The sequence below is a fragment of the Cryobacterium sp. TMT2-14 genome (assembly GCF_004402465.1).
Classification (GTDB): domain Bacteria; phylum Actinomycetota; class Actinomycetes; order Actinomycetales; family Microbacteriaceae; genus Cryobacterium; species Cryobacterium sandaracinum.
Genome location: NZ_SOFV01000028.1, coordinates 12,185 through 32,726, shown reverse-complemented (window position 1 = coordinate 32,726; position 20,542 = coordinate 12,185). Strand labels below are relative to the sequence as shown.

The 20,542-nt window shown below is 65.0% G+C and carries 23 protein-coding genes and 1 pseudogene; 13 read left to right on the top strand and 11 right to left on the bottom strand.

Annotated elements, in window-relative coordinates; genetic code table 11:
* Positions 1-185 precede the first annotated feature (185 nt).
* The 4 genes from E3O28_RS10585 to E3O28_RS10570 all read right to left on the bottom strand — a co-directional run bounded on the left by E3O28_RS10585 (position 186) and on the right by E3O28_RS10570 (position 3,685).
* Positions 186-1,067: an ABC transporter permease subunit gene (locus E3O28_RS10585; protein WP_104102992.1), complete on the bottom strand. Its 882-nt coding sequence runs from the start codon at positions 1,065-1,067 to the stop codon at positions 186-188.
* On the bottom strand, positions 1,054-2,037 hold the full coding sequence (locus E3O28_RS10580) for an ATP-binding cassette domain-containing protein (protein ID WP_233191527.1): 984 nt from the start codon (positions 2,035-2,037) through the stop codon (positions 1,054-1,056). Before E3O28_RS10580 ends, E3O28_RS10585 begins: the two co-directional genes overlap by 14 nt.
* A 10-nt stretch (positions 2,038-2,047) precedes the next feature.
* On the bottom strand, positions 2,048-3,229 hold the full coding sequence (locus E3O28_RS10575) for a DUF2092 domain-containing protein (RefSeq protein ID WP_134415889.1): 1,182 nt from the start codon (positions 3,227-3,229) through the stop codon (positions 2,048-2,050).
* Between the two features lie 132 nt (positions 3,230-3,361).
* The gene (locus E3O28_RS10570) at positions 3,362-3,685 is read right to left on the bottom strand and encodes a zf-TFIIB domain-containing protein (RefSeq protein ID WP_134415887.1); all 324 of its coding nucleotides are present in this window, start codon (positions 3,683-3,685) and stop codon (positions 3,362-3,364) included.
* Between the two features lie 454 nt (positions 3,686-4,139).
* On the opposite strand from E3O28_RS10570, the gene E3O28_RS10565 reads away from it, so the two are divergent.
* On the top strand, positions 4,140-4,340 hold the full coding sequence (locus E3O28_RS10565) for a hypothetical protein (protein ID WP_134415885.1): 201 nt from the start codon (positions 4,140-4,142) through the stop codon (positions 4,338-4,340).
* A gap of 857 nt (positions 4,341-5,197) precedes the next feature.
* Here the strand turns inward: E3O28_RS10565 and E3O28_RS10555 are convergent.
* The 3 genes from E3O28_RS10555 to E3O28_RS17010 form a co-directional block, all read right to left on the bottom strand.
* Entirely contained in the window at positions 5,198-5,662 is a 465-nt protein-coding gene (locus E3O28_RS10555) for an SRPBCC family protein (RefSeq protein ID WP_174721898.1), read from the bottom strand.
* Between the two features lie 8 nt (positions 5,663-5,670).
* Positions 5,671-7,152, bottom strand: a complete 1,482-nt coding sequence (locus E3O28_RS10550) for an NAD(P)/FAD-dependent oxidoreductase (protein ID WP_134415881.1) — start codon at positions 7,150-7,152, stop codon at positions 5,671-5,673.
* Between the two features lie 409 nt (positions 7,153-7,561).
* Complete coding sequence (locus tag E3O28_RS17010) at positions 7,562-7,879, bottom strand: hypothetical protein (protein WP_241973091.1); 318 nt, start codon at positions 7,877-7,879, stop codon at positions 7,562-7,564.
* On the opposite strand from E3O28_RS17010, the gene E3O28_RS17005 reads away from it, so the two are divergent.
* Positions 7,878-8,063, top strand: a complete 186-nt coding sequence (locus E3O28_RS17005) for a hypothetical protein (RefSeq protein ID WP_241973090.1) — start codon at positions 7,878-7,880, stop codon at positions 8,061-8,063. The two genes, E3O28_RS17010 and E3O28_RS17005, sit on opposite strands and share 2 nt — an antisense overlap.
* On the opposite strand, the gene E3O28_RS17000 is transcribed toward E3O28_RS17005, so the two are convergent.
* Positions 8,024-8,323, bottom strand: coding sequence for a hypothetical protein (locus E3O28_RS17000; RefSeq protein WP_241973095.1), 300 nt, complete (start codon positions 8,321-8,323; stop codon positions 8,024-8,026). The genes E3O28_RS17005 and E3O28_RS17000 overlap by 40 nt on opposite strands.
* Positions 8,324-8,445: 122 nt before the next feature.
* Between E3O28_RS17000 and E3O28_RS10540 the strand changes: the two genes are divergently transcribed.
* The 4 genes and pseudogenes from E3O28_RS10540 (at position 8,446) to E3O28_RS10525 (ending at position 12,613) form a co-directional block, all read left to right on the top strand.
* On the top strand, positions 8,446-8,832 hold the full coding sequence (locus E3O28_RS10540; protein ID WP_134371653.1) for a metalloregulator ArsR/SmtB family transcription factor: 387 nt from the start codon (positions 8,446-8,448) through the stop codon (positions 8,830-8,832).
* Positions 8,829-10,778, top strand: a complete 1,950-nt coding sequence (locus E3O28_RS10535) for a cation-translocating P-type ATPase (protein WP_134415879.1) — start codon at positions 8,829-8,831, stop codon at positions 10,776-10,778. The genes E3O28_RS10540 and E3O28_RS10535 overlap by 4 nt, the downstream gene beginning before the upstream one ends.
* A gap of 212 nt (positions 10,779-10,990) precedes the next feature.
* Positions 10,991-11,376, top strand: a pseudogene (locus E3O28_RS10530) (metalloregulator ArsR/SmtB family transcription factor).
* The gene (locus tag E3O28_RS10525) at positions 11,369-12,613 is read left to right on the top strand and encodes an MFS transporter (protein ID WP_134415877.1); all 1,245 of its coding nucleotides are present in this window, start codon (positions 11,369-11,371) and stop codon (positions 12,611-12,613) included. Before E3O28_RS10530 ends, E3O28_RS10525 begins: the two are co-directional and overlap by 8 nt.
* Before the next feature lie 4 nt (positions 12,614-12,617).
* On the opposite strand, the gene E3O28_RS10520 is transcribed toward E3O28_RS10525, so the two are convergent.
* Entirely contained in the window at positions 12,618-12,899 is a 282-nt protein-coding gene (locus E3O28_RS10520; RefSeq protein ID WP_134415875.1) for a hypothetical protein, read from the bottom strand.
* A 1,064-nt stretch (positions 12,900-13,963) separates the two neighbouring features.
* Here E3O28_RS10520 and E3O28_RS17260 point away from each other — a divergent pair.
* Together E3O28_RS17260 and E3O28_RS10515 are read left to right on the top strand one after the other, a co-directional pair.
* Positions 13,964-14,089: a hypothetical protein gene (locus E3O28_RS17260; RefSeq protein WP_277874714.1), complete on the top strand. Its 126-nt coding sequence runs from the start codon at positions 13,964-13,966 to the stop codon at positions 14,087-14,089.
* Complete coding sequence (locus E3O28_RS10515; RefSeq protein WP_134415873.1) at positions 14,086-15,102, top strand: beta-propeller fold lactonase family protein; 1,017 nt, start codon at positions 14,086-14,088, stop codon at positions 15,100-15,102. The genes E3O28_RS17260 and E3O28_RS10515 overlap by 4 nt, the downstream gene beginning before the upstream one ends.
* Here the strand turns inward: E3O28_RS10515 and E3O28_RS10510 are convergent.
* Positions 15,099-15,425, bottom strand: coding sequence for a metal-sensitive transcriptional regulator (locus tag E3O28_RS10510; protein WP_166785345.1), 327 nt, complete (start codon positions 15,423-15,425; stop codon positions 15,099-15,101). The genes E3O28_RS10515 and E3O28_RS10510 overlap by 4 nt on opposite strands.
* Before the next feature lie 343 nt (positions 15,426-15,768).
* On the opposite strand from E3O28_RS10510, the gene E3O28_RS10505 reads away from it, so the two are divergent.
* From E3O28_RS10505 to E3O28_RS16360, 5 genes are all read left to right on the top strand, one after another.
* Positions 15,769-15,990 carry a cation transporter gene (locus tag E3O28_RS10505; RefSeq protein ID WP_134341785.1) on the top strand — a complete coding sequence of 74 codons (222 nt, stop codon included), beginning with the start codon at positions 15,769-15,771 and terminating at the stop codon, positions 15,988-15,990.
* A complete protein-coding gene (locus E3O28_RS10500) occupies positions 15,987-18,278 on the top strand; it encodes a heavy metal translocating P-type ATPase (RefSeq protein ID WP_134415871.1) in 2,292 nt (763 codons plus the stop codon). The genes E3O28_RS10505 and E3O28_RS10500 overlap by 4 nt, the downstream gene beginning before the upstream one ends.
* A 99-nt stretch (positions 18,279-18,377) precedes the next feature.
* Positions 18,378-18,839 carry a hypothetical protein gene (locus E3O28_RS10495; protein WP_104102956.1) on the top strand — a complete coding sequence of 154 codons (462 nt, stop codon included), beginning with the start codon at positions 18,378-18,380 and terminating at the stop codon, positions 18,837-18,839.
* 95 nt (positions 18,840-18,934) lie between these two features.
* On the top strand, positions 18,935-19,540 hold the full coding sequence (locus E3O28_RS10490; protein WP_198411565.1) for a DUF305 domain-containing protein: 606 nt from the start codon (positions 18,935-18,937) through the stop codon (positions 19,538-19,540).
* 174 nt (positions 19,541-19,714) lie between these two features.
* Entirely contained in the window at positions 19,715-19,891 is a 177-nt protein-coding gene (locus E3O28_RS16360) for a hypothetical protein (protein WP_166784797.1), read from the top strand.
* Between the two features lie 56 nt (positions 19,892-19,947).
* On the opposite strand, the gene E3O28_RS10485 is transcribed toward E3O28_RS16360, so the two are convergent.
* Positions 19,948-20,145: a hypothetical protein gene (locus E3O28_RS10485; protein ID WP_134341789.1), complete on the bottom strand. Its 198-nt coding sequence runs from the start codon at positions 20,143-20,145 to the stop codon at positions 19,948-19,950.
* Positions 20,146-20,542: the final 397 nt, after the last annotated feature.

Sequence of the window (20,542 nt, the reverse complement as noted above, 5' to 3'; positions counted from 1 at the left end):
GACTCGGGTTCTGAAGTAGCAACGCTACGTCCTCGGGCGGGCGTCCCCCGAACCCGGGTGGCAGCCGAGGCGCACCCCAGCCCGCACCCCGCGGCCGCGGGCCAGACCTGATCGACAGGTGTCGAGCATCCGCGGGCCAAACGTCGTCGGCTGTTCGGGCGTGGTGATCCCAACCGGACACAGGGTCAGGACAAGATGTCTTTGGTGGAGAACCGGCCGTAGGCCAGGGTACCGAACACGGCGATGTAGCCCAGTTGCAGGAGCACGTTGTCGCCGAACGAGCCCAGGTCCATGGGCTGCCGCAACAGGTCGGCGAAGCCCAGCCAGTAGTGGCTGAAGAGCCACGGATCCAGCCACGACAGTTGCGGGAGCACGTCGAGGATCTGCACGACGACCGATACCACGACCGTGGCGGCCATCGCCCCCACGGGAACATCGGTGAGGGTGGAGATGAACAACCCGATCGCCGCGAAGCCGAGCAGTGAGACTGTCACGTAGAGCGAGATCAGCCCGGAGCGCAGCAGCGATTCCGGCACGCTGATCACATCGCCCGAGAGCAGTGTCACCGGCCCGACCGGGAACAGTGCGGCCCCGATCAGGGTCCCGGCCACCGCAAGGGTCAACGTCGCGGCCAGGCAGAACACAGCGACGCCGGCGTACTTGACGAGTAGCAGGCGCAAACGCCCGGCCGGGGCCACGAGCAGGTAGCGTAGGGTGCCCTGCCCGGCCTCCCCCGCGATGGTGTCGCCGGCGACGACGCCGATGGTGAGCGGAAGGAACAACGGGATGGCCACGATCATGGCGGTGAACGCCACGAACAGGCCGTTCTGGGTGACCCGGTCCAGGAAGGGCGGGCCCTCTCCCGGTGCCAAGGTCTCCGACGAAAGCCGCACGGCGACGGCGAGCAGGATGGGGATGAGAGCGATGGCGACCAGCATCGCCCAGGTGCGGCGGCGGCGGAACAGCACCGTTAGCTCGGAGCCGAGCAGGGCCGGTCCGGCTGATCGGCGCCTGCTCGGAACGCCGTTGCCCGACACCTTCGAGCTCGCCACGCTATTGGAGGACATCGAAACCTTCTCCGGTCAGGGCCACGAAACGTTCTTCCAGGCTGGATTCCTCGATCAGAAAACCGCGCACGCGCACGCCACCGGCGACGAGAGCCGTGACGATGGACTCCGGCTGCCCGGTCAGGTCGACCGACATTTCTCGGGGCAGCGGAGCCGCGACCCAGGGGTCCTGCTCGGGCACGTCGCTGTGCACGGGTGCCAGACCGAGGCCGGTCAGCACGGCTGCGGCCGCGGCGGCATCCGGTGTGCGCACGCGGACCCGCGTCTGGCCCACGTGGCGCAGGTCGGCCAGCGTGCCCTGGGCCACGAGGTTGCCGCCGCTCATCACCGCGGCGTGAGTGCACATCTGCTCCACCTCGGCGAGCAGGTGGCTCGAGACGAAGACCGTGGTGCCCTCGGCCGCGAGCGACCGCACCAGGCTGCGCACCTCGCGGGTGCCCTGCGGGTCGAGCCCGTTCGTGGGTTCGTCGAGCACGAGCAGCTCGCGCGGCTGCAGAAGCGCGTTGGCGATGCCGAGGCGCTGCTTCATGCCCAGCGAGTAGGCAGCTACCTTCTTGCCGGCGGCGTGGGTCAGGCCCACGCGCGCCAGCGCCTGCTCGACCCGGGCGCCTCGCGTGCTAGACGGCGCGTTGCGGTCGGCGGTGTCGAGCCGGCGCAGGTTGGCGGCTCCGGAGAGGAATGGGTAGAACGCCGGCCCCTCCACGAGGGCGCCCACGCGCGGCAGCACCGCGTGCAGACTGTCGGGCATGCTCTGCCCCAGCACGCTGATCTGCCCACTGCTGGCCTGGGTTAGGCCGAGCAGCATGCGGATGCTGGTGGTCTTACCGGAGCCGTTCGGCCCGAGGAATCCGAAGACCGCTCCGCGCGGGACGGCCAGGTCGATCTCGTTCACGGCGATCTGCTCGCCGAAGCGCTTGGTGAGACCCCGGCTCTCGATCGCGAGATCGGGAGCCGGGGTTGCGGCTGTCACTGTGTCGTGATCACTGGGCGGCGGCGGCCTGGAGCATCTCCACCGGAACGGATCCGGCGAAGACACGGCCGTCATCGGCGAGAAACACGTTGACCAGGGCTGTTGAGAATAGTCGCCCACCGTCGACCGCGGTCGCCAGTTCCGACATGAGCGGGTTGGCGTTGAGTTCGGACGGAACGGATGCCGCGGGCACTTCGACGATGGCGTCCCAGCCGCTTCCCGTCACGAGGGGAAGCTTCTCAGCCGGAATCTCAGGCTTGGCCTGGTCGGCGGGCATCTCGGTCATCTCGGGCATGACCGGAAGGGCGACCTCTTCGACGGTGGTGCCGGCTGGCGGGCTGAAGTCGAACAAATCGGCGGACGGGGTGCTGAAGTCGACGGCGGTGAAGCCGACCTGAAGAGCGGGGTCTTCCTGGCCGTCGGCGCGCACGGTGACTTTCAGCGGCACCCCCGTCTCAGAGTCGACCGAGATCGACACCGATTCGACCAGGGTCCGTGTGGTCTTGGGGGTGAGCACCAGCTCATAGGCCGTGCGACCGGCCACGGTGCCGTCGGTGCCGACCGAGACGGTGGTGCTCGGGTCGATCTCGCTCAAAAAGCGCTCGGCAACCTGCGAGGGCGTCGACAGGCCGGCCGGGGCAGAGTCAACTATTTCGGCGAACTTCGCCTCGGCGATGGCCCGGGCGTCGGCGGGGATGGTCAGGTGGCTGGCGGTGTTGGTCTCGGAGTCGTAGGTCCAGACATCCGTACCGTTACTCACCACGTTGCGTTCGGCCATGCGGTCCTGGATCTGCACGCGGGCTTTCGCGGGGCCGTCGGAGTCACTGCCGTCCACATAAATGCGGGCCGTGTGCGAGCCGCTGAAGAGTTCCATCACGGAGGCGAGCGCTCCGGTGGCCGCCGCCCCCGGTTCGGTCGTACCTTCCGGTGCGGATTCGGCCATCGAGTCGCTCATGGACTCGGACATGCCGGCGCTCAGGTCGATGTCGGGTAGTCCCAGCTCGGCTGTTTTCTCGACGGTGCCGGAGAACGCACTGATGGTGCTGTCACTGACCATGAGTAGCACTTGCTCGGGCGTTTTGTCGGGCAGATCGACGGCTGCACCGGCCTGCAGAGGTACAGCAATCACACCGGCGGCGATGACAACCGGAACGACGATGGCGGGAAGCCACTTGGTTGAATTGCGTGACATGATCAACGACCTGTTCCGAAACGATTCATATCCTGATGCTACGCCGGGGCTCTGACAGTCGGCTCGGAATCCCGCTGGGAGGTTGCTCACAAATAGAGACGCCGAGCCGTGAGCGGGTGAGCCCGCGAACGTCTAACCGAAGAGTTCGCCGAGCCAGTTCTCCTTTTTCTTGGGACGGTACCCGTCACGGTTGTCGTAGCCACGGTCTCGGTCGTCATACCTCCGGTCGCGCTCGCCGTACTGCGCGCGGTTGCGGGTGTCCGGATACGGCTGAACCGGTGCCCCGGCGACCGGTGGGACCGGCGCTGCCTGGGCGGCTTCCTTTTCCACGCGGTCGAGGATCTTGTCGAGTTCGCCGCGGTCCAGCCACACGCCGCGGCATTCGGGGCAGTAGTCGATTTCCACACCACTGCGTTCGCTCATCACGAGGGTGGTTGAGTCATTTGGGCACTTCATAAGATTCCTCCAGGACGTCGTGGACTTTCGATCCTAGACGCCCGACCGGACTGATCCTGAGAGTCGTCGGATGACAGAAATCGTCCCTATGGATGTTCACGGGCGCTCGCGGTGGTGTGAGGGGAGTGCGCACCAATCGCTTTCGGCGGTAACGGTTTCACGGATGGACAACTCCGTCCTGAACGAATTCGACGGAGATTTTGCCAAAATTTGCCGAAAATCCGCCCGAAATGCAGTTTCACACGAGAATCTCCGTCGAATTGGTTCGAGACTGAACTCGGCGCTCCGCGGATGATGAACAGCCTCTCCTCCGCCGTCGCGCTCGTGTTCAGTCGGGCTGGCCGACGCGAAGACCGGATATTACGCCCGGCAGGACCCCGTCTGGCTGGTCACCTTCCTCAAGGCCGCGCCCGGACGATCCATCAACGACGAAGTCGTCTTCGACCATCTTGACGTGTTCGGATGGAGCGATGGCGAACGGCGAGAGATCGACGACCACCACACCCTTCAGCTGGTCGACGTCGCCACTGCGACCGGGGCGTGGAACACGATGAGGGATGTCGACGCGCCCGCGGCACCAGAAGATCTCAGCAACGCCCTCGACTGCAACCCGATCGCACGTCACTCCCTCGACGCCTTCTCCCCATCGGCCTGACAGTCGACGTGCCATCCGCGACGAACCAAAAGCAGCGAATAGACGGACCACCATTGCAACGCGGTCGACTCAATCGAACCATTTCCCGAAGGACTTCGGGCGTTGCTCTCCGAACCAGGCCTGTCCGTCGACGATGACCGCGTCCGTGTGATCTGCCAGTGCGCAGCGGCACGGGCTCAGGGCAGACAGCTATTCGTTGTTTCGAACTTTCCTAGTCTTCTGCGGCCCGTGATGTCGCCCAATCCAATGAGTGCCGAACCTGGGTGGCGGTGAGTCGTGTGGTGCCACCGCAGTTGGTGCACTCGTTGGCGTACGACCTGGCAAGGGGAAACAATGGCACTAAGAACAGCGTAAACTTCGTCGACTTTTTCACCACCCGCTGCTGGGCCAAAATCCCACAATATCCGCACACAAACGAGACAACATTTATTACGGCACGATGCGCACGCGTGCCGAAGAGAAGGAACACGATCTACTTCCCCGATTGCGCGGCGGGATCGGACACGGAGTCGGACTTCTTGTGTCGAGGCCGGTCGTACTCATCGGCGTCTAAACGATTCGGGATGGTCACTTTTTCGGGTTCCCTGCGCTCATACGGGACTGCGCCGGCAGATGATTGATGACGTTTGACATTGTGGTCCTTCCAGGTGCATATGGAACGGCACGACTCTCTTCACCGCGGCCGCGGCAGCGCCGTCAATAATATGTTGGCCCGTCCCATCCGAGGGACAAGCCGCAGACACCTCACTGGGTAATCTGCTGGCCGAGGTCACCCGTGACCCGGCTGTTCCTGTCCGCTCCAGCGTGCTGGGACTGGGACTAGGTCATCTCAATCATGGCCGCGGTACCGGGGGTGGTCACGCGTCGGTGAGCGCTCTCGGGCCCCTCTCGGCACCGCCCTCGGCCCGGAAAGCGAGCCGGCGCAAAGTCTCCACGTTTCGCGTACTGATGGCCGGGCCGCGCAGGAAGGAGGGCACGAACCGGCCGGGGCCGGCGGTGGCGTCCTCGGTGATGCGCACGACGCATCCGCCACCTCGTGCCTTCACATCGAGGGCCACGTGGAACTCCCCGATCGGCCAGCCACGGGCCGTGAACAGCGCGTGCACAGGTGATTCCCACTCCAGAGCAGAGGTGGAGTCGTCGATCAGAGCCGGCCAGACGCCCACCGAGTGATGGATGGAGCTTCCGGCTGTCGGCCAGGCCGCGTCGACAGCCCGCATGCGGGAGGCTGCGACGACCCAGCTCGGGTACAGCCAGACGTCAGCGAGGACGGCGAAAACGTTCTCGGGCGGACAGCCCATGGTGCGGTAGGTCACGGCCACTGTGTCACCTAATTCTGGTTAGTCGGGGAAAGATCGGGGGCTGTGCGCACCCCGAGGTCGTGTCGAAGAGCGCTCAGGGCCGCGTACCAGCCGGCCAGGCCGTGCACGCCGGGGCCCGGCGGTGTGGATGACGAGCACAGGTACACGCCGCTCAGGGGGGTGCGCCAAGGGTCAGTGGACAGTACCGGGCGGCGCACGAGTTGGGTCAGACTCACCTCGCCGGCCGAGATGTCACCGCCGACGTAGTTGGGATTGAGCTGTTCCATCTCCGTCGCGGTGCGACCGGCGCTGGCCAGGATCGTGTCACGGAAACCCGGGGCATAGCGCTCGATCTGGCGCACGATCGCTTCGGTCTGGTCGATGGTTGAGCCGCGCGGAACATGGGTGTACGCCCAAAGAGTGTGCTGACCGGCCGGCGCGCGACTGGGGTCGGTGCCGCTGGGCTGGGACACGAGAACATACGGCTCCTCGGCGTGTCCGCCACGCGCAACGGTGTTCTCGGCTCGCCGGATCTGAGCCCGAGTGCCGCCCACGTGCACGGTGCCAGCCGCCCGCACCCCGGCAGCCTGCCAGGGCACCGGACCCGAAAGCGCGAAGTCGACCTTGGCGACGCCGTTTCCGTACCGGAAGGCGCGCAACCGTCGCGCGTAGGCGCCGGGAAGCTCGCCCTCGGCGAGTCGCAGGAGCGCACGCGGCGTCAGGTCAAGCATCACCACGCGGGCCGGCGGCAGTTCGCTCAGCCGCCGCACCTCGGTCGACGTGACGATCTCACCGCCATGAGCGAGCAGATCGTCGACCAGCGCGGTCACGATCGCGCCGCTGCCGCCGACCGGTATCGGCCAGCCGCCCGCGTGCGCATACGTGGCGAGGGTGAGGCCCGCACCGGCTGTGACGATGCTCGGCATCGACCTGATCGTATGGGCGCTGACGCCGGAGAGCAGGGCAGGCGCGGCTTCGCCCGAGAAGCGCAGGCCCCAGAGCGGGCTGCCCTGTTCGAGGGAGCGTAAGCCGAAGCGCAGCGCGGTGACCGGATGCTTCGGCAGTCGCAGGAGCTGCGCACCGGTGAACTGAGCGACCTGCTCGGCATGCGCCACGAGGGGCGCAAACAACCGATTCCAGGCCGCGCCGTCCCTGCCCAGTTCGGCGACGGTGCGCGTCAAGCTGCGGTAGGCGAGGCCGGCGGTGCCGCCCGGCAGCGGGTGGCCGTAGGAAACCTCGGGAATTGCCAGTTCGATCCGATCCGCGAGCCCGAATCGTTGAAAGAACTCCGAAGCCAGCGCGAGTGGGTGCACGGCGGAGCAGACATCGTGGTGGAAGCCCGGCAAGGTCAGTTCTGCGGTCGCGGCGCCGCCACCGACGCCGGCGGACTTCTCGTAGACGCGCACAGAGAATCCGGCCCGGGCGAGGGTGACCGCGGCGGCGAGGCCGTTGGGCCCGGAGCCGACCACGATCGCATCAACTTCCGGCACTCCTCGGCGCGCAGTCACCATGTCACTCTCCACTCGTCATGGGAAGAGTCTTCCCTAGTGCCCTGACGTCGTTCACAGACACCATGCCGACGACAGCGATTGAGTGTCCCCGGTGCGAACAGTGTGACTGGAAATACGCAAATCTCAGGTTTTCATAAAAACTCACGGTAGTGCTGAGGTGCCTGGACTCGAACCCAAACAACTGACAGTAGTCTCGGCCGTGCGGCCCACCCGCTACAGGGGCAAAATGCCGCGGATTTTCGCGGTTTTGATGTGGCAAGTGCACGCGCTGGCACGGACGAATACGGGCCAACTCTGGTCACGCCAAGGGGTCTTCGGTGCGTTTCTGGTCACATCCTCGCGCGTGCCGTACACAGAGTGAAAGGCCTCTCATAGACCGAAGGCGGCACTGGATGCGCCGCCACATCCGTCATCGATGTGCGATTTTGTCGGCGGCTCGACGCTGGCCGGTGAGCCGAGGTACGAGACGCACGAGGATCACCATGCCGACCAGCTCCACGAGGGTCTGGGTCACCACGGCCAGTGCGGCCACGGACAGGGACTCCGCGAGCGCAAGCGCCAGAGGGAGCACCACCAGGGAATTGCGGGTGGACCCGCTGAAGACGAGCGCGCGGGTCGCCGGCACGTCCAGGCGTGCGAGTCGACTCGCTGACAACCCGACGACGACCATGATGACCGGGAACGCGATGTACAGCGTCACCACCAGCAGAAGCGAGGCGATCCGCATGCTTACCGCCGCGATCTGGGATCTGCTCGGCTTCGATTGCCCGGCCGAACCGGTGCCGACGGCCAACCCATTGAACCGTGACCGCTGCCAGCAGGGGAATCACGATCAGGACGAGGAACGCGTCGAGGAACGGCTCGATCTCGATCATCGAGAGGTGTTCGGGCCGGCGAACAGCAGCAGGTAGATGGGAAGTAGAACAATCTGTAGAAGCATCAGCAGAGGTGTGGCCGCCAGGAGTCGTTCACGTGCCCCGCCGGCCAGACCGGTGAACACGATCATATAGTCGACACACGGAGCCAGCAGCACGAGCGGGGCACCGAGGAGCAGTGCCCGGTCGCAGGCAACGAATCGTGACGGGCCGAACGCGACCACCGGAACGACGATGAAGTCGACGGCAATCGCGGTGCCCAGAAAACGGATGTCCACAATCCGCCGGCGCTCCATCCACCGCACGGGTCCCGCCATCGTGTATACGCACAACGCCCTTACCCTCGCGTCGGATGGGCCGATGTCCGACTCCCGGCGGTGAGCGAAGAAGGATCCACCTTGAGCGCTATCATCGTTTAATGACGATCAAATCTTCGGTTCTGTCCGATGGGTGCGAGCAACGCGATCCTGCGGCGGCGCTGTTCCACTCCCTCAGTGACCCAGCCCGGTTGAGCATTGTGAAGCGAATGGCCGGCGGCGAGGTACGGGTCAGTGACCTTACCGACGAGCTGGGCCTCGCCCAGTCCACGGTTTCGGCGCACGTCGCGTGCCTGCGTGAGTGCGGCCTGGTGGAAGGCCGTATGCAGGGCCGCAGCGTGTACTACTCGCTGTCTCGTCCGGAGCTGATTGACATGCTCGCCCAGGCCGAGGTTCTACTCGCCGCAACCGGCAACGCGGTCAGCCTGTGCCCGATCTACGGCACCGGCAGTACCGGCGTCCCCCTGACAAAGAAGCGCACACCATGAGTGCTGCCTGCGGTTGCAGCGACGAGAAAAACGGGACCAAGGCATCCGAAGAGGAGGAGACCGCCAGTTTCTGGCAGGTGAGCGAGATCCGGGCGGCGGCAGCCTCCGGTGCACTTCTCCTTGCCGCGTGGATCGTCTCGCTGACCGGCGGCCCCCAGGGGCTGCTGCTACCGCTGGAAATCATGGCGCTTCTGATTGCCGCCTGGACATTTGTTCCGTCCACCCTCCGACGACTGCTCAAAGGCAAAATCGGGGTCGGTACACTGATGACGATCGCCGCCGCCGGCGCGGTCGCGCTCGGGCAGTTCGAGGAAGCAGCCATGCTGGCATTCCTCTACGCGATCTCGGAAGGGCTTGAGGAATACTCCCTGGCGAAAACCCGCCGCGGTCTGCGCGCACTGCTGGACCTGGTCCCGGTTGAGGCGATCGTCCTGCGCGACGGCGCCGAGGTCACCGTCGCCCTGTCAGCACTCGCCCCCGGCGACCGCATGGTCGTCCGGCCCGGGGAACGTCTAGCCACCGACGGGAGGATCATCATCGGCCGCACGTCCTTGGACACCTCTGCGCTCACCGGAGAGTCCGTCCCCGTCGAGGCGGGACCGGGAACCGAGGTCTATGCCGGGTCCATCAACGGCACAGGCCCGCTCGAAGTTGAGGTCACCAGCACCGCTGAGAACAACTCGGTGGCCAGGGTCGTTCAGATCGTGGAGGCCGAGCAGTCCCGCAAGGGGCCCGGTCAGCGGCTGGCCGACTCGATCGCCAGCAAGCTGGTTCCGGGCATCCTGATCGTTGCAGTCCTGATCATCATCTTCGGCTTCATCGTCGGCGAACCAGTGTGGTTCGAACGTGCGCTCGTCGTTCTGGTCGCCGCCTCGCCCTGCGCCTTGGCCATCTCCGTCCCGGTCACCGTGGTCGCCTCCGTCGGCGCCGCCAGCCGCATGGGCGTTCTCATCAAGGGCGGGGGTGCCCTGGAAACCCTCGGCCGGATCCGCACCATCGCATTGGACAAGACCGGAACCCTCACCCGCAACAAACCCGCCGTGATCGATGTCGCCACCACCGGATCCGCTTCCAAAGACGATGTCCTCTTCCTCGCGGCCGGTCTGGAATCCCGCAGCGAACACCCCCTCGCCCACGCCATTCTCGCCGCGGCTCCGGACCGGGCGTTTGTCACCGACGTGGATACCGTCCCCGGCGCCGGCCTGGAGGGCCGGGTGGACGGGCGACGTGTACGCCTCGGCCGGCCGGGGTGGATCGATGCCGGCCCCCTGGCCGCCGACGTCCAGCGGATGCAACAGGCCGGCGCCACCGCTGTCCTCATCGAGGACAATGGGCAGGTCATCGGCGCCATCGCAGTCCGTGACGAGCTGCGTCCCGAAACCCGGCAGGTCATAGACCGGCTGAGCGCATCCGGATACACCACGGTCATGCTCACCGGCGACAACCTGGTCACCGCCACCGCCTTGGGGAAGGCTGCGGGCATCACCAAAGTCCACGCCGACCTCCGCCCCGAGGACAAAGCGGAAATCATCCGCACCCTCAAAGCCCGCCAGCCCACAGCCATGGTCGGCGACGGCGTCAACGACGCGCCGGCCCTCGCAACCGCCGACACCGGCATCGCCATGGGCGCCATGGGCTCCGACGTCGCCATCGAAACAGCCGACATCGCCCTGATGGGCGAAGATCTGAACCACCTACCCCAGGTGCTCGACCACGCGCGGAGAACCCGGAGCATCATGCTCCAGAACGTGGGCCTGTCCCTGCTGCTGATCGCCGTGCTCATTCCCCTGGCACTATTCGGCACGCTCGGCCTGGCCGCCGTGGTCCTGATCCACGAACTGGCCGAAATCGTCGTGATCGCCAACGGCGTCCGGGCGGGCCGGCTGAGCCGCACAACCGCGCTGGGAGCCGCGCAGTCCGTCCCAGCACTGGAAGCGGCAGCGTGAACGCCGAAGCCACGCTCTCGCGCGGGGTGGCCCCCGACCTGGGTTTGATCAGCATCCGGCTTCTCTACAACCCCCGCGCGTCCGCCGGGACGGCACGAGGATTCAGCGGAGACGCCAGAAACTTCATCGACCGGCTCGACAGGTGGACACTCGTAGCCTGGCCGTATCAGCCACCGCAACGTGCTCGCCCGTGTGTAACACACTGCGCATGAATGCATGAGGATGGTTGCACACTCGGCCCAGAAAGTGAGTATGTCGAGTTGGCCGTGGAGGTCTTCGCGATGCTCGCCGACGCCACGCGCATCCGGGTCATACTCGCGTTGCGGGACTCGAACTGTCGGTGAACCAACTGGCGAAAATCGTCAACAAGTCCCAGGCCGCCGTATCGCAGCATTTGGCGAAGCTGCGCCTCGCCCGCATCGTGACTACCCGGCGCGAAGGAACCCGGGTGTTCTATCGCCTCGCAAACGAGCACGCCCGCCAGCTTGTCCCCGACGCCATCTTTCAGGCCGAACACGCCCTCGATGGCGTTCCGGCCCACCACCGGCACCCGCACGACACCGCCAGCACAGACCTTGAGGTGGACGCGCATGCGTAACGTGTTGCGGAACACCGCCTACCGAAAACTGTTCAGCGCCCAGGTTGTGGCGCTGATTGGCACCGGCCTGCTCACCGTCGCACTGGGGCTGCTCGCCTTCGATCTGACCGGCGGGGATGCCGGCATCGTCCTGGGCAGCGCCTTGACGATCAAGATGCTCGCCTATGTGGGCGTCGCCCCGGTCGTGTCCGCGCTCACCAGCCACGTCCCCCGCAAGGTGCTGCTGGTGTCCTCAGATGTTCTCCGGGCCGGGGTTGCGATCTCGCTCCCGTTCGTCACCGAGGCCTGGCAGATCTACCTTCTCATTTTTGTGCTGCAGGCCGCTTCCGCGACCTTCACGCCCGCGTTCCAGGCGCTGATCCCGGATGTTCTTCCTAAGAAAAGCGAATACACGCGGGCGTTGGCGCTGTCCCGTCTGGCCTACGACCTGGAATCCCTGCTCAGTCCCATCCTGGCGGCCGCGCTCCTGATCGTGATCAGCTACCATTCCCTGCTCGTGGGAACAGCGCTCTGCTTCGTCGGCTCGGCCACACTCGTGCTCTCCACCACCCTCCCGGCGATGAGATCCACCGCAGCCGCACCGTTCGTCGACCGGCTCACTCGAGGCGTGCGCGTGTTCTGGCGCACCCCGCCGCTCCGTGCACTGCTCGCGATGAACCTCGTCGTCGCCGCGTCTACCGCGATGGTGATCGTCAACACCGTCATCCTCGTGCAGAACAGCCTCGAACGAACCCAGGTCGATTTCGCGATCACCCTCGCCTGCTACGGACTCGGCTCCATGCTCGTCGCCCTCAACCTGCCGCGGGTGCTGGATCGCTATCCGGATCGACGCGTGATGCTGACCAGATGCGCCATCCTCCCGAGCGGGCCCGTCGCCGTCGCGCTGCTGGTCCTGGCTCAGGACTCCGCGCCGGCCTGGCCCGGCGTGCTCACGGTCTGGTTCGTTCTCGGCGCCGCGACCGCACTGATCCTCACGCCGTCGGCCCGGCTCCTCCGCCGCTACTCCGACGACACCAACCGGCGAGCGGTCTTCGCCGTCCAGTTTTCGCTCTCCACCGCCTGCTTCATCATCACCTACCCGCTGGCCGGGATCCTCGGGGCAACGCTCGGACTTGCCCCGACTGCCCTCGTCCTGGCCGCTATCGCCGTACTCGCCGGGCTCGCCGGGCTCGCCGGGCTCGCGGCGGTCCGGTCGTGGACATCGGCGTCAACACGGCTTCAGAAGGCCAATAGCTGAAGGACTACGGCTTCGTGTGAGTCAACATGCCTGAGACTTCGATCTGCCCTCGTGTCCCGACTGTGACGCCGACCTTGTCGAGGTGCAGGTCCGCGGTGGCGGGTCTACGTACGGTGGCCACGAGGAGCTTGCTGGTCCGGATTGTCTCCTTGCCGGTGGCGCTTGTCACCTCGGCGATCCCGTCGCGGGTGCCCTCGGATTCTTCCTGCGACACCAGCCGGGAGCGCACCCGGACGGTCATCTCGCAGCCGAGCCGGGAGAACAGTTGTGCTTGTTCGAGGGCCACGTAGCCCCCCGGACCAGCAATGACTCGGGCACTTCGTCTAGCTCCATGGCGTTCGCCGAGGTCAGGTAGCCCACCTCGGACAACGCCTCAATGGGTGGTGCCCACGGGGCGGAGCCGGTGGCCACGAGGTACTGGTCCGAACGCATGGTTTCCACGCTGCCGTCGTCCAAGGTGATCTCCAGTAGCGGCTCCTCCGTAGTTCCCGTGAACGTTGCGTCGCCGTGACGGAAGGCCCAATCGTATTCGGCGATCAAGTCCCCCCTAATTGCTGGCCCGCATCGTGTTGACCAGAGCGCGCTTGCCCTCGATTAGCTTCTTCATATCCACCGGCTCCGCAGAGGCTGCGATGCCGGGGAATCGCCTCGCATCCAAGGCAACATGGCGAGCTTCGGCGGCCGCCAACAAGGCCTTAGACGGCATACATCACGGGTTAACGCGGGTGCCTCCGATAGTTGCACGCTCGACCACAACCACTTGCTTGTCAAGCCTGGTCGCCAGGATCGCGGACGCGAATGCTGCACCACCGGAACCGATGATCGCCAAGTCAAAGTCGGTCGGCGTTGTTTTACACATGAATCCTCCAAGTGCTTCCAATCGGCAATCGCGCTGCCGCCGCGCAGTGCGGTGTGCACGGACCTCAAGTCTCGACCTTCCTCACGGCTGGAAGGTCAAGCCGGACCACGAGTCCGGTCATGGCAGGAGCACAGGGTGCGCATAGGAGGAACGGCTGATGTGGCCGGGATGACGGCGAAAACGCTGCACTATGTCGAGGATCGAGGCTCGCTTCCTCCGCCGGACAGGATGCGATCCTGACGAGATCTGCAGCTACCTGAAGACCTCGCGTCGAACACATTGAACCGTGCCATGGGCTGCGGGACCAGCGGCATCGGAGAGCATGTGCTCTGACCGCCGGTCGCCGCGACCGCATCAGCAGCCGATGCGCAGGCGCGTCTTTGCTCAGGCCTGTTTAGAAAGCAGTATTATCGTAAATAATACAATTCGACAAATCATGGTCTCGCTGAGGGTCCGTCCGAAGAGACAACGGCATGAGTGACGGGAATGCAATGAACAGAAGACGTGCAGTGGCCATGGGCGCGATCCCCCTGGTCATCGTGGCGGCCGCGACGGCAATTCTGATGACCACAACCGATGACCCGGAGGCCCGGGTAGCCATGCATGAGGTCTCGTGACTGGAACGGTCTGGGTCGCCAACGAAGATGGCGCCAGCCTGACAGCCATCGACGCGGCCTCGAACAAGGTCGCAACCACCCTGACCGGTCTTAAGAGCCCACACAATGTGCAGGCGACAGCCGATGGGGAGTCCGTGTGGGCCGTCAGTGGATCCACGTCTATGGCGATCAAGCTCGACGCATCTACGTTGGCTGTGACGGGAATGGTCGCCACCGGCGCCATGCCTGCTCACGTTGTCGTCACTCCGGATCTCACGACGAGTTACACAACCAATAACGCTGACGACACCGTGACGGCAGTCAATGCCCCGACGATGCAGTCGGTGGCCACCATCCCCGTCGGGACAGGCCCACACGGGCTCCGGCCAAGCCCCGATGGAAAATGGATTTACGTCGCCAACATCGGCGGAACGATTCTGGGCGTCGTCGATACCGCAACTAACTCACAGGTCGCAGAGATTGAGGTCGGCGCGGCGCCCGCCCAAGTGGCATTCTCACCGGACGGACGCTTCGGGTACGCCTCGCTTAGCGGGGAAAATGCCGTTGCCAAGGTAGACGTGGCCACCCGCAAGCTGATCGGAAAGACCGCGGTCGGCTCCGGGCCGATCCAGACGTTCGTGAGCTCGGACAACAAGTACCTATTGGTAGCCAACCAGGGCACCGACGACGAACCATGCACAACAGTCTCGATCCTGAGTGTCGATACATTCAAGGTTGTGAAGAGCGTGAAGACGGGCGACGGCGCCCACGGCGTCGTCATTGACCCCTCCAGCCGACACGCGTACGTCACCAACATGGCCGCAGACACGGTCGCCGTCCTCGATCTGAAGTCGCTCACCGTTGTGGCACGTATCCCGGTCGGATCCACACCAAATGGAATCAGCTTCTCAACGCAAACCGTCGAACCGTCCCCGGAAACAAAGTTGGAGCTTCCCGTGGTTTCTGGCGACTCGTCGACGATGAAGCACCAGGTACTTAGGCGCTGGCGGCGCAGTGCGCATGGGGGAGGTTAGGAGCGGACCAATCGTGCGATTGCGATTGAAGCTTCCTTGATCTTGGCGTCGCCTTCTTCACCGCCGGCAGCGACAGCGGCAACAACACAGTGGCTCATGTGGTCCTCGAGTAAGCCCAAGGCCACGGACTGCAGAGCGCTGGTCATAGCTGATATCTGCGTCAGAATGTCGATGCAGTACAGCTCATCTGCAACCATTCCCTGCAATCCCCTGGCCTGTCCTTCGATTCGTCGGAGGCGCTTCACATACGCGTCTTTGCTCGATATATAGCCGTGCGGGCCAGCGTGGGTTGTCATCGCGCTCTTGTCGCTGAAATCACTCATTGGTTTGTGTATCCGATCTGGTCTGCCCCGCGCGATCCTGGTGGCCTGCCGGCGAGTGGTGGCACTTTGAATTTTCCGAGTATACCCCCGGGTGGTATACCTCACACGCGGCGGGGTGACCAACTGTGCGCACCGATCTCATGTTGACCGGGTACCCCCCTGGGGTATACCGTGGGTGTATCCCCTGGAAGTACGTCCCGACGGTTGCTTCGATCGCCGGGGAACGAAAGGAATCGCGAATACTATGTCGACGTCGAATAAGAACGACCTTGGTCTTACTGACTCTTCGTGCACGTGCGGGTCGCACGATCACAAATCCGAGCGCACCGCAGAACCTACCGGCATGACCACCACTTTCCAGGTATCGGGAATGACCTGCTCTCACTGTGTGAAGAGCGTGACGGCCGAAGTGGGCCAGGTCGCCGGAGCCGAAGCCGTGGACGTTGACCTTGTTCCGGGCGGCGTCTCCGTGGTCACCGTCTCCAGCTCCAGACCCCTCGATCCCGCCGCTGTGGCCGCCGCCATCGATGAGGCAGGCTACGAACTGGTCACGGCGACACGATGAGTGGAGAGCAGGTCGACCTTCTCGTCGGCGGCATGACCTGCGCCTCCTGCGCGGCGCGAATTGAAAAAAAACTCAACCGGATGCCCGGGGTCGAGGCATCGGTGAACTACGCCACCGAGAAGGCCAGTGTCCTCATCCCTGACGGCACGACGGTTGAGGATGCCATCGCGGTGATTGAGGAGACCGGATACACGGCCGCACGTCCGAAACCGCCTGAGGCTCCGACACTCGATGTGCCCACGGACCAAGACCGCGAAGTGGCCAGCCTGCGCCAGCGGCTGATCCTGTCCGCCGTGCTCGCCACCCCCGTGCTCCTGCTCTCGATGATCCCCCCGCTGCAATTCACCAATTGGCAATGGCTGGCTCTCACCCTTGCCGCCCCGGTCGCCGTCTGGGGAGCATGGCCGTTCCATCGCGCTGCCTGGGTGAATTTGCGCCTCGGTGCTGCGACTATGGACACCCTGATCAGTATCGGAGTGCTCGCCGCACTCGGCTGGTCGCTATACGCTCTCTTCCTGGGGATGGCTGGAGTCCCGGGCATGACCATGGCCTTCAGCTTTACCGCCACCCCGGGAAGCGGTGCCGATGAAATCTACCTGGAGGTCGCATCCGCCGTCACGGTGTTCATCCTGGCCGGCCGTTACTTCGAGGCCCGTGCGAAGAAACAGTCTGGTGCCGCGCTGAAGGCGCTGCTCGAACTCGGGGCGAAAGAGACGACCCTTCTGCGGGATGGTGTCGAGACCACCGTCCCCACCGCGTCGCTGGTCGTCGGCGACCAGTTCGTCGTCCGTCCCGGCGAGAAGATCGCCACGGATGGAACCGTTGTAGAAGGTAACTCGGCGATCGACGTCAGCATGCTCACCGGCGAGTCCGTTCCGGTCGAGGTCGGGCCCGGCGCAGCCGTGGTCGGCGCCACCTTGAACTCGGGTGGTCGCCTGGTCGTGCGGGCCACCCGCGTTGGCGCGGACACGCAGCTCGCCCAGCTAGGCCGCTTGGTCGAACAGGCGCAGACCGGTAAGGCCGAGGTACAGCGCCTCGCCGACCGGGTCTCAGCGATCTTCGTCCCGATCGTGATCGGGTTGTCGCTGGCCACCCTTGTGGTCTGGCTGCTGCTCGGAGCAGGGACCGTCGTCGCATTCACCGCGGCCGTGGCAACGCTCATCATCGCGTGCCCGTGCGCGCTCGGCTTGGCGACCCCGACCGCTCTGCTCGTGGGCACCGGGCGTGGTGCGCAGTTGGGCATCCTGATCAAGGGACCCCAGATTCTCGAATCAACCCACCGGGTAGACACCATCGTGCTCGACAAGACCGGCACGGTCACGACCGGCCGGATGACGCTCGTGGCCGCCGTTCCCGTCGCTGGTGGAGACGAGCAGCTCCTGCTTCACCTCGCCGGAGCCGCGGAAACGGGTTCCGAACATCCCATCGCCCAGGCGATTGTGTCTGGTGCCCGGGAACGCGCCGGCGAACTACCGTCACCCGAGTCCTTCGCGTCGACGGACGGTCTCGGCGTTCAAGCCCTGGTCGGCGGTCGGGTCGTTCTCGTGGGACGTCCGCGCTGGCTGACGGAACAGTGGACTATCCCGCTTCCGTCAGAGCTCGAGACGGTGCTGGCCGCCTTCGAGGCACAGGGTCGAACCGCGGTCGCCGTCGCCTGGGACGGCCAGGCCAGGGGTATCCTCGCCGTCTCTGACGTCGTCAAAGACACCAGCGCTGCCGCGATCGCGGAGTTCCGTCGCCTGGGTCTGCAGCCGGTGCTCCTCACCGGCGACAACGAGGCCGTCGCGGCCTTCGTTGCGGCTGAGGTCGGTATCAGCGACGTTCGTGCCGGTGTGCTGCCGGCCGAGAAAGCGCAGATCATCCGGGAGCTGCAGAGCGAGGGTCGCGTGGTTGCCATGGTCGGCGACGGCGTGAACGACGCTGTGGCACTGGCCACCGCGGACCTGGGCATTGCGATGGGAACGGGAACGGATGTCGCCATCGAGGCCAGCGATCTGACCCTGGTCAGAAGCGACCTCATCGCAGCAGCTGATGCGATCCGACTCTCCCGGCGCACCCTGTCGACCATCAAGGCCAACTTGTTCTGGGCCTTCGCCTACAACGTGGCGGCGATCCCGCTGGCTATGCTGGGCTTGCTCAACCCGTTGATCGCCGGCGCGGCCATGGCACTGTCATCTGTTTTCGTGGTGAGCAACAGCCTCCGGCTGCGCGGCTTTCGCGGACTCAACGTGGCGGGTGCCCCGATACCTACCGGAACGCTCACCGCACGTCCTGCCACCATCAAGTGACCTGCGAGATCGCATTCACAGGTCGAGCAGTGTGAAAGTCGATACTGTGGAGGGGTATGCGCGGGAACCAACCGCGACAGGAACGGGACCGGAGGCGACATGAAGCTGGATAGCACAGCACACGTGGTTCCCCGCACGAGGCCTGTCCTCCTGTCTGGTTTGGTGGCGTTGGTCGCCATGGCCGGACTCCTGTTCGGTGTGCTGGCCATGAACTCCACGCATGCCAGTCACGAGACGGGTGGGACCGCGGTTGCATCTGACCCCACCGCGCAGGTCGGTGTCTCCCCCGTTGTCACGGCGGGCGCTGTCTCGGCGGTTTCCGTCATCGCACACACCGGTCTCGGAGTCGTGGATTGTTCCGATTGCATGTTGGACTGTGCGATCCTCGCGATGACCTGCACCATCCTGCTGGTGCTCGCTTCGCTGATCCTGCTGGCTCGGTTACCGTCAACGTACCGCAGACTGTTCGACGCGGGCGGGCACATCGCTCGGCTCTCTCACCGCCTCGTCCTGGATATTCACAGGCCGAATCTGACCATTCTTTCCATCAGTCGCATTTAGACCGAACCGCCGCCGACGCGCCCTCATGGACGCGTGGCTTCCTCGCGCCCGCCGGCGCCTCGGTTTCTCAAGTCTGACTAATGAATGGAAAAACAATGCTCAAATCACGTAAGTACCTTCTGACGGGGGCGGCCCTTGCCGCCGTGCTCACGCTCAGCGCCTGCACCAACGGGACAACCCCCGACAGTTCGTCCGGGTCATCCAGCACCCCCACTGCGTCCGCTTCTTTCGGGTCGGCTGATGTGACTTTCGCACAGATGATGATCCCCCACCACGAGCAAGCCGTCGAGATGAGCGAGGAAATCCTCGCCAAGGACGAGGTCGACGTGCGCATCACCGACCTCGCCACGCAGATCAAAGCCGCCCAAGAACCGGAAATAGAGCAACTCAGAGACTGGCTCGCCGAGTGGGGCACCGATGAGACCAGCACCGGCGGCATGGATGGGATGTCGGGGATGGGTGACGGTTCCGACGGAATGATGTCCGACGACGACATGATGGCCCTCGAAAATGCGTCGGGCCCGCAGGCCGGCGAGCTATACCTGGAACAGATGATCGTCCACCATCAGGGCGCGATCATGATGGCGGAGCTGGAACTGGATGAAGGTCGAAACGAGGACGCCAAGGCCATGGCGTCGAACATCGTCACGAGCCAGACCGATGAGATCGATGTCATGAAGGACATCCTCTCCACCCCGTAGGACCCCTCACCTTTCCCGGCGGTAAAGCCTATCGAGACCCGTCGCCGTCTGCGGGCGGCAGAAAAACACCAGCGTCATCGGCAGCCCCGCAGGCTGGTACACAAATCGCGCCGACAACAGTCCGACCGACCGGCTCCGCCACCAGTGCGGCGGCGATTGTTCGGCGTCGTGGCGATGGCCTTCGTCGCGCTTTTCGCCGTCAGTGTCTCGCTCGCAAAACCCGGCCCGGCCGCGGCGAATCCACAGAGCCAACTGGCCGCTGACGCGCCCCAGGTCGTGCCCATCAACGAAGCAGACACCGTCAGCGTCCTGCACGACGTTTTCACCGTGGGACGAGTGCAGAAGCCGTAGCCAGGCGCCTATAACCAAAGGTCGGGCAGCTATGTCAAGGACGTGACTTCGCCAGTTCAGCGGCCGTTCACAGTCGGGGTCTTCATCACGACGGACTGCGGTCCGCGCGTGCCGTCCTGCGACGGCTGCTCGAGCTTCAACAAGGGCCTGGACATGAATCCCGGCGTGAACACTCCCATCCAGGCAGTCGCGGACGGCATCGTGAAGGACGTCTCGGCAACCGACGCCAGCGGACTCGGCGTGTGCGCCATCATCGAGCACATGATCGACGGCCGCCTGGTCTCGCGATGGTGGCAGTGGGCGTTGCCACCCTGGGGGCTGGAAAATGATGCTACCGATGCCCTCCGGGCGCGGCGGCGGAACGAGCATCGGCTCGGTGTACGGACTCGGAGTGTTCTCCGGTGCCGCCAGCGCGTGCTGCGCCCCAGTCCTCGCCGATGTGGCGGCGCTCTCCGGTGCCGCTTCGTCTTTCCCGGCCGCCGCCGCAGTGGGCGTCGCCTACGTATTCGGGATGGTCGCTCCCCTGTGCGCCTTGGCGTCGGTGTGGGACAGAAAAACTGGGGAGCAAGTCGCCTGCTCGCGGCCACGACCCTTCCGATCGGGCCCCGGGCCCGGTGGCGGTTGTCCGTGGGAACAGTGCTCTCAAGCGGG

Excerpts from the sequence above, each read along its gene's own strand:
- E3O28_RS10575 (WP_134415889.1), bottom strand. The coding sequence starts at position 3,229 with ATGTCACGCAATTCAACCAAGTGGCTTCCCGCCATCGTCGTTCCGGTT.
- E3O28_RS10570 (WP_134415887.1), bottom strand. The coding sequence starts at position 3,685 with ATGAAGTGCCCAAATGACTCAACCACCCTCGTGATGAGCGAACGCAGT.
- E3O28_RS10550 (WP_134415881.1), bottom strand. The coding sequence starts at position 7,152 with ATGGTGACTGCGCGCCGAGGAGTGCCGGAAGTTGATGCGATCGTGGTC.
- E3O28_RS10505 (WP_134341785.1), top strand. The coding sequence starts at position 15,769 with ATGACCACCACTTTCCAGGTATCGGGAATGACCTGCTCTCACTGTGTG.
- E3O28_RS10495 (WP_104102956.1), top strand. The coding sequence starts at position 18,378 with ATGAAGCTGGATAGCACAGCACACGTGGTTCCCCGCACGAGGCCTGTC.
- E3O28_RS17260 (WP_277874714.1), top strand. The coding sequence starts at position 13,964 with ATGAACAGAAGACGTGCAGTGGCCATGGGCGCGATCCCCCTGGTCATC.
- E3O28_RS17005 (WP_241973090.1), top strand. The coding sequence starts at position 7,878 with ATGCTTACCGCCGCGATCTGGGATCTGCTCGGCTTCGATTGCCCGGCC.
- E3O28_RS10535 (WP_134415879.1), top strand. The coding sequence starts at position 8,829 with ATGAGTGCTGCCTGCGGTTGCAGCGACGAGAAAAACGGGACCAAGGCA.
- E3O28_RS10500 (WP_134415871.1), top strand. The coding sequence starts at position 15,987 with ATGAGTGGAGAGCAGGTCGACCTTCTCGTCGGCGGCATGACCTGCGCC.
- E3O28_RS10510 (WP_166785345.1), bottom strand. The coding sequence starts at position 15,425 with ATGAGTGATTTCAGCGACAAGAGCGCGATGACAACCCACGCTGGCCCG.
- E3O28_RS10490 (WP_198411565.1), top strand. The coding sequence starts at position 18,935 with ATGCTCAAATCACGTAAGTACCTTCTGACGGGGGCGGCCCTTGCCGCC.
- E3O28_RS10540 (WP_134371653.1), top strand. The coding sequence starts at position 8,446 with ATGACGATCAAATCTTCGGTTCTGTCCGATGGGTGCGAGCAACGCGAT.
- E3O28_RS10525 (WP_134415877.1), top strand. The coding sequence starts at position 11,369 with ATGCGTAACGTGTTGCGGAACACCGCCTACCGAAAACTGTTCAGCGCC.
- E3O28_RS10585 (WP_104102992.1), bottom strand. The coding sequence starts at position 1,067 with ATGTCCTCCAATAGCGTGGCGAGCTCGAAGGTGTCGGGCAACGGCGTT.
- E3O28_RS10485 (WP_134341789.1), bottom strand. The coding sequence starts at position 20,145 with ATGATGGCGCACACGCCGAGTCCGCTGGCGTCGGTTGCCGAGACGTCC.
- E3O28_RS17010 (WP_241973091.1), bottom strand. The coding sequence starts at position 7,879 with ATGCGGATCGCCTCGCTTCTGCTGGTGGTGACGCTGTACATCGCGTTC.
- E3O28_RS17000 (WP_241973095.1), bottom strand. The coding sequence starts at position 8,323 with ATGGAGCGCCGGCGGATTGTGGACATCCGTTTTCTGGGCACCGCGATT.
- E3O28_RS16360 (WP_166784797.1), top strand. The coding sequence starts at position 19,715 with ATGGCCTTCGTCGCGCTTTTCGCCGTCAGTGTCTCGCTCGCAAAACCC.